We start from the raw sequence: 15,129 nt of genomic DNA, 5'->3' as shown, positions 1-15,129 counted from the left end.
TATGTGGTTGCGCCATTGTTCCAGGGCGCCTCGTTGACCAAGGAAGACGCGTTGACGCCCGATTGGATGCAGGACGCCGGCAAGCCGTTGATGATCTCCCTCGAAGAACAGAACCAGGTCGCCATGCGGGTTTCCGACAAGGGCCAGGCGCTGTTCTTTGCCGTGGACACCGGTGCCGAGCTCAAGCGTGTCGACCTGCCGATTCCGGCCGGTACCAGCGTTGCTTCCATTGGTGAAGATCAGCCGGGCAGCCCGCTGGTGATTCTCGGCTTGTCCAATGGCCAGTCTTTGGTGTTTCGCCACACCTATAAGGTGTCGTACCCGGACGGCAAGAAAACCATCACCCCAGCGATCGAGTACCCCTACGGCGAAACGCCGATCGTGCTGGATGACACCGGTCGTCCCTTGGAACACGTTGCGCTCAACGCCACCGATACCTCCCTGGTGGTGGCAGGTTCCGCCGGTTCGCACTTGAACGTGCTGACCCTGAGCCGTGAAGAAAACATGATGACCGGTGAGGTCACCAGCGAGCAGAAGCGCGTCGAGCTGCCGCAGATGACCGAGCCGGTGAAGGCGATCTTCATCGACCCACGCCAGCAGTGGTTGTATGTGATCAACGGTCGTGCCCTGGCCGACGTGTTCAGCCTGCGCGACAAGAGCCTCAACGGTCGCTACAAACTGTTGGAAGACGCCGACACGGAAATCACCGCCAGCACCCAGTTGGTCGGCGGTATCTCGCTGATCCTGGGTAACTCCAAAGGCGGCCTGGCCCAGTGGTTCATGGCCCGCGACCCCGATGGCGAACAGCGCCTGAAGCAGATCCGCACCTTCCAGATGGGCACCGCGCCCATCGTCGAAATCAGCGCTGAAGAGCGCCGCAAAGGCTTCACCGCCCTGGATGCTGCTGGCCAGTTCGGCGTGTTCCACAGCACTGCCCACCGCACCTTGCTGGTGGACCCGGTGGTCGACGGCCAGGGTCTGTTCGGCATGTCGCCACGGGCCAACCGTGTGATTGTCGAGGCGGGTGGCAAGCTGCAACCGTTGTTGCTCGACAACCCGCATCCGGAAGTGTCGTGGAGCGCGTTGTGGAGCAAGGTCTGGTACGAGAACTACGACGAGCCTAAATACGTCTGGCAATCCACGGCCGCCAACACTGACTTCGAACCCAAGATGAGCCTGGCCCCGCTGACCTTCGGTACCTTGAAGGCCGCGTTCTACGCCATGTTGCTGGCGGCGCCACTGGCGGTTGCTGCAGCGATCTACACCGCTTACTTCATGGCGCCGAGCCTGCGCCGCAAGGTCAAGCCGGTGATCGAGCTGATGGAAGCCATGCCGACGGTGATCCTCGGATTCTTCGCCGGCCTGTTCCTGGCGCCGTATGTGGAAGGGCACCTGCCGGGCATTTTCAGCCTGTTGATGCTGTTGCCGATTGGCATCCTGGTCGCCGGCTTTGTCTTCAGCCGCTTGCCTGAGTCGATCCGCCTGCGCGTTCCCGATGGTTGGGAAAGCGCGATCCTGATTCCTGTGATCCTGTTGGTGGGCTGGCTCTCGCTGTACATGAGCCCGTACCTGGAAACCTGGTTCTTCGGCGGTGACATGCGCATGTGGATCTCCCACGATCTGGGCATTACCTACGACCAGCGCAACGCGTTGGTGGTCGGCCTGGCCATGGGTTTTGCGGTGATCCCGAACATCTACTCCATCGCCGAAGACGCCGTGTTCAGCGTGCCACGCGGCCTGACTCTGGGTTCCCTGGCCCTGGGCGCCACGCCGTGGCAGACCATGACCCGCGTGGTCATCCTCACCGCCAGCCCGGGCATCTTCTCGGCGCTGATGATCGGCATGGGCCGCGCTGTGGGCGAGACCATGATCGTACTGATGGCTACCGGTAACACCCCGGTGATGGAGATGAACCTGTTCGAGGGCCTGCGCACCCTGGCGGCCAACGTTGCGGTGGAGATGCCCGAGTCGGAAGTGGGCGGCAGTCATTACCGCGTGCTGTTCCTCTCGGCGCTGGTGCTGCTGTTGTTCACCTTCATCATGAACACCCTCGCCGAGCTGATTCGTCAGCGTCTGCGCAAGAAATACTCGTCGCTTTAAGAAAGGTAGAAGTCTGTGAAACAGAACTCCCTGAATGGATGGTTCAAGAGCGGCGCCCCCGGCGTCTGGATCAGCGGTGGCGCGGTGTCCATCGCGGTCATCATGACCATTGGTTTGCTGGCTGTGATTGCGGTGCGGGGCCTGGGCCATTTCTGGCCGGCCGACCTGATCCAGGCGAACTACAACGTGCCAGGCCAGGCCAACCACATCGTCATCGGCGAAGTGGTCCAGAAAGAAGAAGTGCCGCGCGAGCGCCTGAAAAGCGCGGGCCTGCCGGTGCCGGACCAAGGCCCGGAATTCATGACCCGTGAGCTGATCAAGGTCGGCAACCGCGACCTGAACGGTAACGACTTCACCTGGATTGTCGGTGAGTGGCTGAAGGACCAGACCAAGCCTGCGAACCTGATGGCCATCGAGCGTCGTGAGTGGGGCAACTTCTACGGCACCCTGGTCAACGTCAAGCAGGACGGCAAGGTGATTGCCGAAGGCGAGGCCGCGTGGCCGGAGCTGCAAGCCCGCGTGGACCGCGTGAACAAGCTGGCCGCTCAGCTCAAGAGCCTGGAAAAAACCGATATTGGCGCAATCAACGCAGGGCTGGAGCGCATCCGCCTGCACGGTCGCAAACTGGAACTGGAAGGCAAGCTCGACGCTGCCGCCCAGGCCGACATGGACGCCGACCGCGCCGAGCTGAACGCCCGCTACCAGGACATCGAAGCGCGCCTGGCCGACCTGCATGCCCAGTTCAACCGCGACGCCCTGACGGCGCGTGACGGCAACGGCAAGGAAGTGGAAATCGGCATCGGCAAAGTGGTGCACGCCTACCAGCCGAACGCCATGGGCACGATGACCAAAATCGGCTTCTACTTCAGCAAGGTCTGGGAATTCCTCAGCGATGACCCACGGGAAGCCAACACCGAAGGCGGGATCTTCCCGGCCATCTTCGGCACCGTGATGATGACCCTGATCATGGCAATGATCGTGACCCCGTTTGGCGTACTGGCCGCGGTGTACCTGCGTGAATACGCCAAGCAGAACACCTTGACGCGCATCATCCGCATCGCCGTGAACAACCTGGCCGGCGTACCGGCTATCGTCTACGGCGTGTTCGGCCTGGGCTTCTTCGTGTATGTACTGGGGGGCTCGGTCGACCGTCTGTTCTTCGCTGAAGCGCTGCCTGCGCCGACCTTCGGTACGCCGGGGTTGCTCTGGGCTTCGCTGACCCTGGCGCTGCTGGCGGTGCCTGTGGTGATCGTGGCCACCGAAGAAGGCTTGGCGCGGATTCCTCGCACCGTGCGTGAAGGCTCCCTGGCGCTCGGCGCGACCAAGGCGGAAACGTTGTGGAAGATCGTGCTGCCAATGGCCAGCCCGGCGATGATGACCGGCATGATCCTCGCCGTGGCCCGTGCCGCGGGTGAGGTGGCACCGCTGATGCTGGTGGGTGTAGTGAAGCTGGCGCCGTCGCTGCCGCTGGATGGCAACTACCCGTACTTGCACCTGGACCAGAAGATCATGCACCTGGGCTTCCATATTTATGACGTCGGCTTCCAGAGCCCCAACGTCGAAGCCGCACGGCCGTTGGTGTACGCCACCGCCTTGCTGCTGGTATTGGTGATTGCCACGCTCAACCTGTCGGCAGTGTGGATTCGTAACCACCTGCGCGAAAAATACAAAGCGCTGGACAGCTAATGCGATCCAATGTGGGAGCTGGCTTGCCTGCGATGGCATCACCGCGGTTTTACTGCAATACCGCGCCACCCGCATCGCAGGCAAGCCAGCTCCCACAGGGCTCGGTGTCAGGCACAGAATTTGAGTAAGCCGCCCCGGCGGTTCAACGAAATGAATTGGTAGCACAGGGAGCATCCCATGCAACACGAAACCCAATCCCACGGCATCAACATGTCCGCCCTGGGTCGCGACAAGCAGAGCCTGAGCCTGGCCCAGGAAACCGTGGCCATCGAAGTCCCCGGCCTGAGCCTGTACTACGGCGACAAGCAGGCACTGTTCGATGTCAGCATGAACATCCCCAAGCAACGCGTGACCGCCTTCATCGGCCCGTCGGGCTGCGGCAAGTCCACGTTGTTGCGTACCTTCAACCGCATGAATGACCTGGTGGACGGTTGCCGTGTAGAAGGTGCAATCAACCTCTACGGCACCAATATCTACCGCAAGGGCGAAGACGTGGCCGAGCTGCGTCGCCGCGTGGGCATGGTGTTTCAGAAGCCCAACCCGTTCCCCAAGACCATCTACGAAAACGTGGTCTACGGCCTGCGTATCCAGGGCATCAACAAGAAACGCATCCTCGACGAAGCGGTTGAGTGGGCGCTCAAGGGCGCGGCATTGTGGGACGAGGTCAAGGACCGCCTGCACGAATCGGCACTCGGCTTGTCCGGCGGCCAGCAGCAGCGCCTGGTGATCGCCCGTACCATCGCCGTAGAGCCGGAAGTGTTGCTGCTCGACGAACCGTGCTCGGCGCTCGACCCGATCTCCACCTTGAAAGTCGAAGAGCTGATCTACGAGCTCAAGTCCAAGTTCACCATCGTCATCGTGACCCACAACATGCAACAGGCGGCGCGGGTTTCCGACTACACCGCGTTCATGTACATGGGCAAGCTGGTGGAGTTCGGCGATACCGACACCCTGTTCACCAATCCGGCGAAGAAGCAGACCGAAGACTACATCACCGGTCGCTACGGCTAGTTGGAGCAGCTGCAAGCCGCAAGTTTCAAGCGGCAAGTAAGAGCAGTTCAACGGAACGACACACATCAGCTTGCAGCTTGTAGCTTGCGGCTTACAGCTTTTGCGGAGCAACCCCATGATTAGCAAAGAAGGCCTTACCCACCACATCTCCGCGCAGTTCAATGCCGAGCTTGAGGAAGTGCGCAGCCACCTCCTGGCGATGGGCGGGCTGGTGGAGAAGCAAGTCAATGATGCGGTCACCGCGCTGATCGAGGCCGACTCGGGCCTGGCTCAGCAGGTGCGTGAGATTGACGAGCAGATCAACCAGATGGAACGCAATATCGACGAAGAGTGCCTGCGCATTCTTGCCCGCCGCCAGCCAGCGGCCTCGGACCTGCGTTTGATCATCAGCATTTCCAAGTCGGTGATCGACCTGGAGCGCATTGGCGATGAAGCCACCAAGATTGCCCGCCGCGCCATCCAGCTGTGCGAAGAGGGTGAGGCGCCCCGTGGCTACGTGGAAGTGCGCCATATCGGCGATCAGGTGCGCAACATGGTGCGCGATGCCCTCGACGCTTTCGCCCGCTTTGACGCCGAACTGGCGTTGTCGGTGGCTCAGTACGACAAGATCATCGACCGCGAATACAAGACCGCGCTGCGCGAGTTGGCCACCTACATGATGGAAGACCCGCGTTCGATCTCGCGGGTCTTGAACATTATCTGGGTGCTGCGCTCCCTGGAGCGTATCGGCGACCACGCGCGCAATATCTCGGAATTGGTGATTTATCTGGTGCGCGGCACCGACGTCCGGCACATGGGCCTCAAGCGCATGAAGGCCGAAGTTGAAGGCACTGCTGATCTAATCCCTAATGTTCCGGGCGAATCTGACGATAAGTAAGGTTGCCCGAGAAATTAACGCCCGGCCTCTGGCCGGGCGTTTTTGTTTGCGGCATCTGAATTTTTTGCACAGCAGGCGCCATAAAGTCCTTCTGTGACCCGCGAGTTTTGGCAAAATGCCATCAGTCAGGCGTTTTGCAGACGTTTTTATAGGATGAAGGGTCGATGAGTAAAGTCAGTGTGTTGGTGGTGGATGACGCCTCGTTTATTCGCGACCTGGTGAAGAAGTGCCTGCGTAATTACTTCCCCGGGATCAAGATCGAAGATGCGGTGAACGGCAAAAAGGCGCAATCCATCCTCATGCGCGAAACCTTCGACCTGGTGCTGTGTGACTGGGAAATGCCGGAAATGTCCGGCATTGAGCTGTTGACCTGGTGCCGCGAGCAAGCGCACCTGAAGGCCATGCCGTTCGTGATGGTGACCAGCCGTGGCGACAAGGAAAACGTGGTGCAGGCTATTCAGGCGGGGGTTTCCGGCTACGTCAGCAAGCCGTTCACCAACGAGCAGTTGCTGAACAAGGTCAAGCAGGCCCTGCACAAGATCGGTCGCCTCGATGCGCTGATTGCCAGCGCGCCGACCAAGATGAACTCAGCCTTTGGCAACGACTCCCTGAGCGCCCTGACCGGCGGCAAACCCGAAGCGGTCAAGCCGGCCCCGGTGGCGGCGCCCAGCAAAGGTCTGCTCAATACACCGCCAGCCAAGGCCCCCGCAGCAGCGGCGCCGACGGGCAGTCGCGGTCAGGGCCAGTTGCGCCTCGCAAGTGGCACCCAGCAATGCGTGATCAAGGCCTTGAGCATCAAGGAAGCGTTGCTGGTGGTAAAGCGTGGCGAGGTCCTGCCACAAGTACTGGAAAGCGCCGTGCTCGACCTTGAACAGGGCGACAACGCCGAAGTCGCACGGCTCAACGGCTACCTGCACGCCATCGTCGCCTACGAGCCCAAGCCCGACAGCGACTGGTTGCAACTGACTTTCCGCTTTATCGACCAGGATGCGCAGAAGCTGGACTACATATCCCGCCTGATCGCCCGTGGCACGGCGCAGAAGCATTTCGTGCCGGGTGCGTGAAGCACCGCGACGCCTATCCCCTGTAGGAGCGAGCTTGCTCGCGAAAAACGCCAACGATAACGCGTGCTTCCTGAATAAACGCGGCGCCTGTGAGTTTTTCGCGAGCAAGCTCGCTCCTACAGAGGGCGTCTACAGTCAGTCCAGCAACAACACCTTGGCCAACACGATCTTCGGCCCTTTCATCTTCTTGATGATGATCCGCAAGCCTTCAACTTCCAGCACTTCTTCTTCTTCCGGCACGCGCTTGAGCGTGTCGTAGATCAGGCCGGCCAGGGTTTCGGCTTCGATGTGGTCCAGGTCGACGCCCAACAGGCGTTCCACCTTGAACAACGGCGTGTCGCCACGCACCAGCAGTTTGCCGGGCTGGTAGGCGAGGATGCCGCGCTCGGCCTTGCGATGTTCGTCCTGGATATCGCCCACCAACACTTCCAGCACGTCTTCCATGGTCAAGTAGCCGATGATCTTGCCGTCGGCTTCTTCCACCAGGGCGAAGTGCGCGCCGCCTTTGCGGAACTGCTCCAGCAGTTGCGACAACGGCATATGCCGCGATACGCGTTCCAGTGGGCGGGTCAATTCGGCCAGGTTGAACGATTCGGGGATATGGTCCAGGGCAGCCAGTTCCAGGAGCAAATCCTTGATGTGCAGCAAGCCGACAAACTCGTTGCGCACCGCGTCATACACCGGGTAACGGCTGAATTTATGGCGACGGAACAGCGCGAGGATTTCCTTGAGCGGGGCGTTGAAGTCCAGGGTCACCAGGTCTTCCCGGGAGTTGGCCCAGTCCACTACTTCCAGCTCGCCCATTTCCACGGCGGAGGCCAGTACGCGCATGCCTTGGTCGCTGGGGTCCTGGCCACGGCTGGAGTGCAGGATCAGCTTGAGTTCTTCGCGGCTGTAATGGTGCTCATGGTGGGGGCCAGGCTCGCCTTGGCCCGCGATACGGAGGATGGCGTTGGCACTGGCGTTGAGCAGGTAGATGGCCGGGTACATCGCCCAGTAGAACAGGTACAGCGGCACGGCCGTCCACAGCGACAGCAACTCGGGTTTGCGAATCGCCCAGGATTTGGGGGCCAGTTCGCCGACCACGATGTGCAGGTAGGAAATCACGAAGAAGGCGGCAAAGAACGACACGCCCTTGATCACTTCCGGCGACTGCACGCCGACCGCGCCCAGCATCGGCTCGAGGATGTGCGCAAAGGCCGGTTCACCGACCCAGCCCAGGCCCAGGGACGCCAGGGTGATACCCAGCTGGCAAGCCGACAGGTAGGCGTCGAGCTGGCTGTGCACGGTACGCAGGATCTGCCCGCGCCAGCCGTTCTTATGGGCGATGGCCTCGACGCGGGTGGCGCGCAGTTTGACCATGGCAAATTCCGCCGCAACGAAGAAACCGTTGAGCAGTACCAGGATCAGTGCAAAAAGAATCATGCCGAAATCGGCGAAGAGTGTAGCGAGGGTAATGCCAGGGGAAGGGTCCATGATGGGGTTTTGCAGGTTCCGTGTGTTCAATAAGGGGTGACAGGTAGGCCTGAAAGGCAGGCGCAAGTCGGCCAATGTAGCGGCTGACGGGGCGCTTGCCTAGTGCCCGCTGCCGGGCGGGGCTGCAAAGTCGTGTCGCAGAACCCGTGTGGGAGCTGGCTTGCCTGCGATGGCGGTCTGCCTGCTACCGATAATTTGGCTGACCCGCCGTCATCGCAGGCAAGCCAGCTCCCACAGTGGGCCGTGCTCACTTCCGCTTAATCATCGGCCTCGACCGCTCGCGAACGGTTTACCTGCGCCGGCGGAAAATGACAGGTAAAGGTACTGCCATGCCCCAGCACGCTGCTTATTTCCAGGCGGGCCCGATGGCGCAGCAGCACATGCTTGACGATGGCCAGGCCCAGCCCGGTGCCGCCGGTGTTGGAGTTGCGGCTGGAGTCGACACGGTAGAAGCGCTCGGTCAGGCGCGGCAGGTGCTTGGCGTCGATACCGATACCCGAGTCCTGCACACTCAGGTGCGCGCCGTGCTCGTCGGCCCACCAGCGAATGCGGATATTGCCCTTGTCCTGGGTGTACTTCACCGCGTTGAACACCAGGTTGGAGAATGCACTGCGCAATTCGCCTTCACTGCCCTTGAGCAATACGGTTGGGTCGGCCTCCAGCGTGATCTGCTGCCCGCGTTCGCCCGAGAGGGCCTGGGCATCGTTCTTGATCGTCTGCAACAGGCTCTGCACCGCCACGGGGTGGTTGTCCGAGGGGTAGTCCGTGGCTTCAAGCTTGGCCAGCAACAGCAGGTCGTTAAGCAGGGTTTGCATGCGCGAGCCTTGCACTTGCATCTGCTGCAGGGCGCGGCTCCAGCGCGGGTTGATCTCATCGACATTGTCCAGCAACGTCTCCAGGTAGCCGCAAATCACCGTCAAGGGCGTACGCAGCTCATGGGAAACGTTGGCGACGAAGTCTTTGCGCATCTGTTCCAGCTGGTGAATACGGGTCACATCACGTACCAGCATCAAGTGCTCGTTGTTGCCGTAGCGAGTCAGGTACAGTTGGATGCGCACGCGGTCGTTGGTGGGCGAGGGGATTTCCAGGGCTTCTTCGTAGTTGTCCTGCTCGAAGTATTCCTTGAAGCGCGGGTGACGCACCAGGTTGGTCACCGGCTGGCCGCTGTCCTGGGGCGTCTTGAGGCCCAGCAGAGTCTCGGCGGCACGGTTCCACCATTCCAGGTTGCCGTCGCTGTCGAGCATGATCACCGCGTCCTTGAGCGCGGCGGTGGACTCCTGCACCCGGTCGATCACCGCTTGCAGGCGCCCGCGTACCCGTTGGTCGCGGCGCTGCAGGTGGTAGATGCTGTCGAACACCTCGCCCCACAGGCCATAGCCATCGGGGGGGGCCTCATCGGGTTTGTGCTGGCGCAGCCATTCATGCAGGCGCAGCAATTGTTTGAGGGTCCAGCCCAGGTACAACGCGATGCCGGCGGCCAGGCTCCAGCCGTAATAGCCACTGATCAGCCCGACCAGCAGGCAGGCAGTGATCAACAGAAGCATGTGGCGGATCAGGGTGCCATGCCAGTTCTGGTTCACTTAAACATGCGTCCTTGTCAGCTGTTAAGGGAGGAGGACTGGCTCAGCCTTTGGTAGAAAACCGATAGCCGGTGCCGCGCACGGTTTGTACCAGATTCTCGTACGCGTCGCCCAAGGCTTTGCGCAGGCGGCGGATATGCACGTCCACAGTGCGCTCTTCCACATAGACGTTGCCCCCCCATACCTGGTCGAGCAGTTGGCCACGGGTGTAGGCGCGCTCCTGGTGAGTCATGAAGAATTGCAGCAGGCGGTATTCGGTCGGCCCCATCTCCGCGGGCTTGCCGTCGATGGTCACGCGGTGGCTGATCGGGTCCAGGATCAAGCCGTCGACTTCGATAGGCGCTTCGCCATCGGTCGGGCCGGCGCGGCGCAGCACGGCTTTGAGGCGCGCCACCAGTTCCCGTGGGGAAAACGGCTTGGTGATGTAGTCATCGGCGCCCACTTCCAGGCCCTGGATCTTGTTGTCCTCTTCGCCCTTGGCGGTGAGCATGATGATCGGGATATCCCCGGTCAGCTCGTCACGCTTGAGACGGCGGGCCAATTCGATGCCCGAGGTGCCGGGCAGCATCCAGTCGAGCAGGATCAGGTCCGGCTTGCGGTCGACGATAATGGCGTGGGCCTGCTGGGAGTTCTCCGCCTCCAGGCAGTCATAGCCGGCCATTTCCAACGCGACGGCGATCATTTCGCGAATGGGCGCTTCGTCGTCAACGATCAGAATGCTCCTGCCAACCATGCTCAATCCTCTTGTCATTTAACTGTCTTGCGCCGCATTAGATAACGGAATTATTGCAGTCGTGTGACAGTAATTTAGTCGCTTGGGCAATTAACGGCACTCTGGGCTACCCTTTGGGTCCGAATCCTGACAACCACAAAAGGAAGGTTCCGATGACTTACAGCACTGTTTCCTGGAAAACCCTGCTGGTATCTGCGGTGTTGGCGCTGCCAGGGCTGGCGTTTGCGGCAGAGCCGGCGATGACCCAAGACGGGATGTTGGTGGATCACAAGGGAATGACGCTCTATACCTTCGACAAGGACGCTGATGGCAAATCAGTGTGCAAGGACCAGTGCGCGACCAACTGGCCACCGCTGAAGGCAGAGTCCACCGACACCAAGACCGGCGATTGGACGGTGATCACCCGCGACGACCAGACCAGCCAGTGGGCCTACAAAGGCAAGCCTGTCTACACCTACAAGGACGACAAGAAAGCCGGTGACAAGACCGGTGATGGCAAAGGTAGCGTCTGGCACATCATCAAGCCTTAAGTCTGCGGCGCTGCTGAGTCCATCGAGGGCAAGCCCCTCCCACATTTTTTTGATGTGCGAATACAATCAAAATGTGGGAGCTGGCTTGCCTGCGATGGCGCCCCAACAATCACCACAGAATCCTCAGCGAACCGCGTAATCCACCACGATCCCGACAAAAATCGCCAACCCCGCCCAGTGATTATGCAAGAACGCCTTGAAGCACTTCATGCGGTCCCTGTCCCGTGTGTACCAGAACTCCCAGACAAAACAGCCCGCTGCCGCCAGCAACCCGAGGTGGAACCACCCGCCCAGCTCGAACCGTGCGCCGGCCAGCAACAGGCACGCCAGCGCCAGGCCTTGCAGGGTGAGGATGATCACGCGGTCAGCGTCACCGAACAGAATGGCGGTGGATTTCACCCCGATCTTCAAATCGTCATCGCGGTCGGTCATGGCGTAATAGGTGTCGTAGCCCACCGTCCACAACAGGTTGGCGATGTACAGCAGCCACGCGGTGGCAGGCAAATGGCCGGTCTCGGCGGTAAACGCCATCGGCATGCCCCAGGAAAACGCTGCGCCCAGCACCACTTGGGGGTAATAGGTGTAGCGCTTCATGAACGGGTAGCTTGCCGCCAGTGCGAGGCCGCCCAGGGACAGCAGGATGGTGCTGGCATTGGTCAGCAGCACCAGCAGGAAACTGATGCCCATCAGCACGGCAAAAAACACCAGCGCTTCCTTCGAACTGATCTTGCCGCTCACCAGCGGACGTTGCTCGGTGCGTTTCACATGGCCATCGACCTTGCGGTCGGCCCAGTCATTGATCACGCAGCCGCCGGCCCGGGTGAGTACCACGCCCAGCACGAAAATCACGATATTGATCAGTGACGGCGAACCCTTGCCGGCGATCCACAGGGCCCACAGCGTCGGCCACAGCAGCAGGTAGATGCCGATGGGCTTGTCCATGCGCGTCAACTGAATGAAATCCCAGGCCCTGGGGTTCAGGCGGTTCAAGGACTTGAGCAGACGTTGGTACATCAGCAGTTCTCCGGATGATCTTGCAGCGCGTGCCAGAAACTCGGCAGGAAGACTTCCGCCACCAGCACGCTCAGCGCCCCGCGGTCGAAGCGCGAGCGGCGCGCCCACAGATTATCGGCCTGGTCCGCTGTCGGCAGCCAGGCACGAGGGTAGTGACACACTTCGATGGCCTGGCGGGTAAAGGCGCGGTCGCAGAACAGCAACTCGCCCAGCGAGCGGCTGCCCAGTTCGTCCATGTGCAGCCCGTCGCCCTGCAAGGCACTGCGGGCCGCCACGCTGCGGGCGAACACCCAAGGCTGGCCGTGCCCGCGCAAATACACCTCGCGTACCCAACCGATACTGGCCGGCGGCAGGTCCAGGGCGGCGCATTCGTCGTCGCGCAACGGTTGCCAGCCTTCGAACAGCGGCGTCACGCTGAAACCCTCGTTGGACAGCCACGTCAGCCGTCGCGTCAGCGAGCCTTCGTCAAACAGCCAGTTGAGGGTCAAGGGCGTGGGCAAGGGGCTCAGAAGGCTCTGGGTCAGCCATTGGCAAGCATCGGGAAGGGCGATTGAGTGCGGCACGGTGAGTCAGTATTGGCAGCAAAAGAGGCGGCGAGCTTACCATGGCACCCTGGGCTTTTGCCGTGCCAAACCCGTCGTTTGCGTCGAACGTGCTTGCATCTGCCGGCCCTGATCAGTACAAAACGCCCTGAGCCGCGCGGCAACGCTGGATCCATCGACCGCCGGCCAACACGCCTGAACCTGAGGAAGCATGTAATGAAGAAGTGGCAATGTATCGTCTGTGGCCTTATCTATAACGAAGCGGACGGCTGGCCGGATGACGGTATTGCACCAGGCACTCTGTGGCAGGACGTCCCGGAAGACTGGCTGTGCCCGGACTGCGGCGTGGGTAAGTCGGACTTCGAAATGATCGAAATCGCGTAATCCCGAATTTAAGAAACGTACTACAAGGAGAAAGGAATGAACGCACCTGTCGTGATCATCGGCACAGGATTGGCCGGTTACAACGTCGCCCGGGAGTTTCGCAAGCTCGACAGCGAGACCCCGTTGCTGCTGATCACTGCCGATGACGGACGCTCCTACTCCAAGCCCATGCTCTCCACCGGCTTTGGCAAGAACAAGGAAGCCGATGGCCTGAGCATGGCCGAACCTGGCGCCATGGCCGAGCAACTCAAGGCCCAGGTGCGCACCCATACGCGCATCAGCGGCATCGATCCAGGCCACAAGCGCCTGTGGATCGGCGAGGAAGCGGTGAGCTACCGCGACCTGGTCCTGGCCTGGGGCGCAGAAACCGTGCGCGTACCGGTCGAAGGCGATGCAACTGAGCTGATTTTCCCGATCAACGACTTGGAAGACTACGCGCGCTTTCGTGCCGCTGCTGCCGGCAAACGGCGCGTGCTGCTGCTTGGCGCTGGCCTGATCGGCTGTGAGTTTGCCAATGATCTGATCCTGGGCGGCTATGAAATCGACCTGGTCGCGCCGTGTGAGCAAGTCATGCCGACCCTGCTGCACCCGGCGGCAGCCGCAGCGGTGCAAGCCGGGCTGGAAGGCATCGGCGCGCGTTTCCACCTGGGCCCGGTGCTCAATCGCCTGCAACGCACGGCTGATGGCCTTGAAGCGCACCTGTCGGACGGTGAAGTGATCCACTGTGACCTGGTGGTGTCTGCCATTGGCCTGCGCCCGCGTGTAGACCTGGCCGCAGCGGCCGGCCTGCAAATCAACCGCGGGATCATGGTGGACCGCCACCTCAAGACCTCCCACGCCAATATCTATGCCCTGGGCGACTGCGCCGAGGTCGATGGCCTGAACCTGTTGTACGTGATGCCGCTGATGAGCTGCGCCCGTGCCCTGGCGCAAACCCTGGCCGGCAATGCCACGGCGGTGAGCTATGGGCCAATGCCCATCACCGTGAAAACCCCGGTGTGCCCGCTGGTGGTCTCACCTGCACCACGAGGCACTGAAGGCGTCTGGAGTGTCGAAGGGCAGGGTGCCGACATCAAGGCCCTGTGCCGCGATGCCAGCGGCCGCCTGCTGGGTTACGCACTGACCGGCAGCGCTGTCATGGATAAACTGGCGCTGAACAAAGAACTTCCGCCGTTACTGGCGTAAATACCACCCGTTCTGTCGCAAACATCACGTTCATACCCCGAGAAAGGCCGCCGCGAGACTGGCGCGGCGCCCGAGGGCATGCCATCCTCACTCCCGTCTGCCGCAGAGTAGAGCCTGCGGCGCCTTGGCGCTGCTCCACCAGAGAGCAGCACGGACATAACAACAAAAAACCGTCAAAGAGGCTTCACATATGCGTAAACCAGATCTCGCAGCCGCCATCGCTGAAAAAGCCGATCTCACCAAAGAACAGGCCAACCGCGTCCTCAATGCCGTCCTCGAAGAAATCACCGGCGCCCTGCACCGCAAGGACAGCGTCACCCTGGTCGGCTTCGGCACTTTCCTGCAACGCCACCGCGGCGCCCGCACCGGCAAAAACCCGCAAACCGGTGAGCCAGTGAAAATCAAGGCGAGCAACACCGTAGCGTTCAAGCCGGGCAAGTCGCTCAAAGACAGCGTCAACCCGTAAGTTAAGCGGTACCGTCTCGAAGGGAGGCGGGGCGGTAAAGAAGATGGGCACGCCGACTGGGTCGGGTGCCCATTTTTTGTTGGGTGCTGATGCGTATGCCAGATTAAGCCAGCTCGCCTAATCGCATTTTCAGAGCGTCGATTTGTTCCTCCACTGCGTTGATAACATCGGCACTGTCGCCCCACATATCAAGAAACCCCCATTCGTCATTGGGCGGATCAATCAGTTGGGTCAGTATTGAAATAGCCTGCTCGATCAGGGGTTTGAGTTGTGCCAGATATTCAGCTGGCCATATATAGGGGTTGCCTAGGGTTTGTAATAGATAACAGGCAGCCCTAAAGGCGTCATAACGTTCTTCAGCGGGATCAAACTGGCTGATTTCGTTGATCAAGACCGCAAAATTTTGTTGCTTCCAGAACTCCTGAAACCAGTCCGCGGCTTCATCGTTTTCCCAAGGGTTGTAATTCCAGGCGCCCATTTT

Annotated in this window: 15 protein-coding genes; 9 read left to right on the top strand and 6 right to left on the bottom strand. The window is 60.9% G+C overall.

The genetic code is table 11. The features are described 5' to 3' along the window. The first annotated feature begins 66 nt into the window (after positions 1–66). The 5 genes from AC1RAC_RS09790 to AC1RAC_RS09770 all read left to right on the top strand — a co-directional run bounded on the left by AC1RAC_RS09790 (position 67) and on the right by AC1RAC_RS09770 (position 6,738). Entirely contained in the window at positions 67–2,100 is a 2,034-nt protein-coding gene (locus tag AC1RAC_RS09790; protein WP_169918798.1) for an ABC transporter permease subunit, read from the top strand. A 15-nt stretch (positions 2,101–2,115) separates the two neighbouring features. Further along, positions 2,116–3,786, top strand: a complete 1,671-nt coding sequence (gene pstA / locus AC1RAC_RS09785) for a phosphate ABC transporter permease PstA (protein WP_034129126.1) — start codon at positions 2,116–2,118, stop codon at positions 3,784–3,786. 177 nt (positions 3,787–3,963) lie between these two features. Further along, positions 3,964–4,797, top strand: a complete 834-nt coding sequence (gene pstB / locus AC1RAC_RS09780) for a phosphate ABC transporter ATP-binding protein PstB (RefSeq protein WP_003195626.1) — start codon at positions 3,964–3,966, stop codon at positions 4,795–4,797. Between the two features lie 115 nt (positions 4,798–4,912). Then, a complete protein-coding gene (phoU, locus tag AC1RAC_RS09775; protein ID WP_034129125.1) occupies positions 4,913–5,674 on the top strand; it encodes a phosphate signaling complex protein PhoU in 762 nt (253 codons plus the stop codon). A 164-nt stretch (positions 5,675–5,838) separates the two neighbouring features. After that, a complete protein-coding gene (locus tag AC1RAC_RS09770) occupies positions 5,839–6,738 on the top strand; it encodes a response regulator (protein WP_034129124.1) in 900 nt (299 codons plus the stop codon). 135 nt (positions 6,739–6,873) lie between these two features. Here AC1RAC_RS09770 and AC1RAC_RS09765 read toward each other — a convergent pair whose 3' ends face one another. From AC1RAC_RS09765 to phoB, 3 genes are all read right to left on the bottom strand, one after another. Continuing rightward, entirely contained in the window at positions 6,874–8,214 is a 1,341-nt protein-coding gene (locus AC1RAC_RS09765) for a hemolysin family protein (RefSeq protein WP_003195620.1), read from the bottom strand. 257 nt (positions 8,215–8,471) lie between these two features. Next, positions 8,472–9,758, bottom strand: coding sequence for a phosphate regulon sensor histidine kinase PhoR (phoR, locus tag AC1RAC_RS09760; RefSeq protein ID WP_219857405.1), 1,287 nt, complete (start codon positions 9,756–9,758; stop codon positions 8,472–8,474). Between the two features lie 79 nt (positions 9,759–9,837). After that, positions 9,838–10,527 (bottom strand): phosphate regulon transcriptional regulator PhoB, encoded by a 690-nt coding sequence (gene phoB, locus AC1RAC_RS09755; protein ID WP_003195617.1) that lies wholly within the window; start codon positions 10,525–10,527, stop codon positions 9,838–9,840. A 152-nt stretch (positions 10,528–10,679) separates the two neighbouring features. Here phoB and AC1RAC_RS09750 point away from each other — a divergent pair, with 152 nt between their 5' ends. Then, a complete protein-coding gene (locus AC1RAC_RS09750; RefSeq protein ID WP_089041539.1) occupies positions 10,680–11,057 on the top strand; it encodes a COG4315 family predicted lipoprotein in 378 nt (125 codons plus the stop codon). A gap of 123 nt (positions 11,058–11,180) precedes the next feature. Here AC1RAC_RS09750 and ubiA read toward each other — a convergent pair whose 3' ends face one another. Continuing rightward, complete coding sequence (ubiA, locus tag AC1RAC_RS09745; protein WP_014720511.1) at positions 11,181–12,071, bottom strand: 4-hydroxybenzoate octaprenyltransferase; 891 nt, start codon at positions 12,069–12,071, stop codon at positions 11,181–11,183. Beyond that, positions 12,071–12,634 carry a chorismate--pyruvate lyase family protein gene (locus tag AC1RAC_RS09740; protein ID WP_034129121.1) on the bottom strand — a complete coding sequence of 188 codons (564 nt, stop codon included), beginning with the start codon at positions 12,632–12,634 and terminating at the stop codon, positions 12,071–12,073. The genes ubiA and AC1RAC_RS09740 overlap by 1 nt, the downstream gene beginning before the upstream one ends. A 195-nt stretch (positions 12,635–12,829) precedes the next feature. Here AC1RAC_RS09740 and AC1RAC_RS09735 point away from each other — a divergent pair, with 195 nt between their 5' ends. From AC1RAC_RS09735 to AC1RAC_RS09725, 3 genes are all read left to right on the top strand, one after another. Beyond that, entirely contained in the window at positions 12,830–12,997 is a 168-nt protein-coding gene (locus AC1RAC_RS09735) for a rubredoxin (protein ID WP_014720509.1), read from the top strand. Between the two features lie 36 nt (positions 12,998–13,033). After that, positions 13,034–14,182 (top strand): NAD(P)/FAD-dependent oxidoreductase, encoded by a 1,149-nt coding sequence (locus tag AC1RAC_RS09730; protein ID WP_492616526.1) that lies wholly within the window; start codon positions 13,034–13,036, stop codon positions 14,180–14,182. A gap of 190 nt (positions 14,183–14,372) precedes the next feature. Then, positions 14,373–14,648 (top strand): HU family DNA-binding protein, encoded by a 276-nt coding sequence (locus tag AC1RAC_RS09725; RefSeq protein WP_003195589.1) that lies wholly within the window; start codon positions 14,373–14,375, stop codon positions 14,646–14,648. A 103-nt stretch (positions 14,649–14,751) separates the two neighbouring features. Here the strand turns inward: AC1RAC_RS09725 and AC1RAC_RS09720 are convergent, their stop codons facing one another. After that, complete coding sequence (locus tag AC1RAC_RS09720; RefSeq protein WP_044269929.1) at positions 14,752–15,126, bottom strand: DUF4259 domain-containing protein; 375 nt, start codon at positions 15,124–15,126, stop codon at positions 14,752–14,754. Positions 15,127–15,129: the final 3 nt, after the last annotated feature.

Source organism: Pseudomonas sp. GW823-FHT02F05 (genome assembly GCF_058797315.1).
This window is presented reverse-complemented; position numbering and strand designations above follow the sequence as displayed.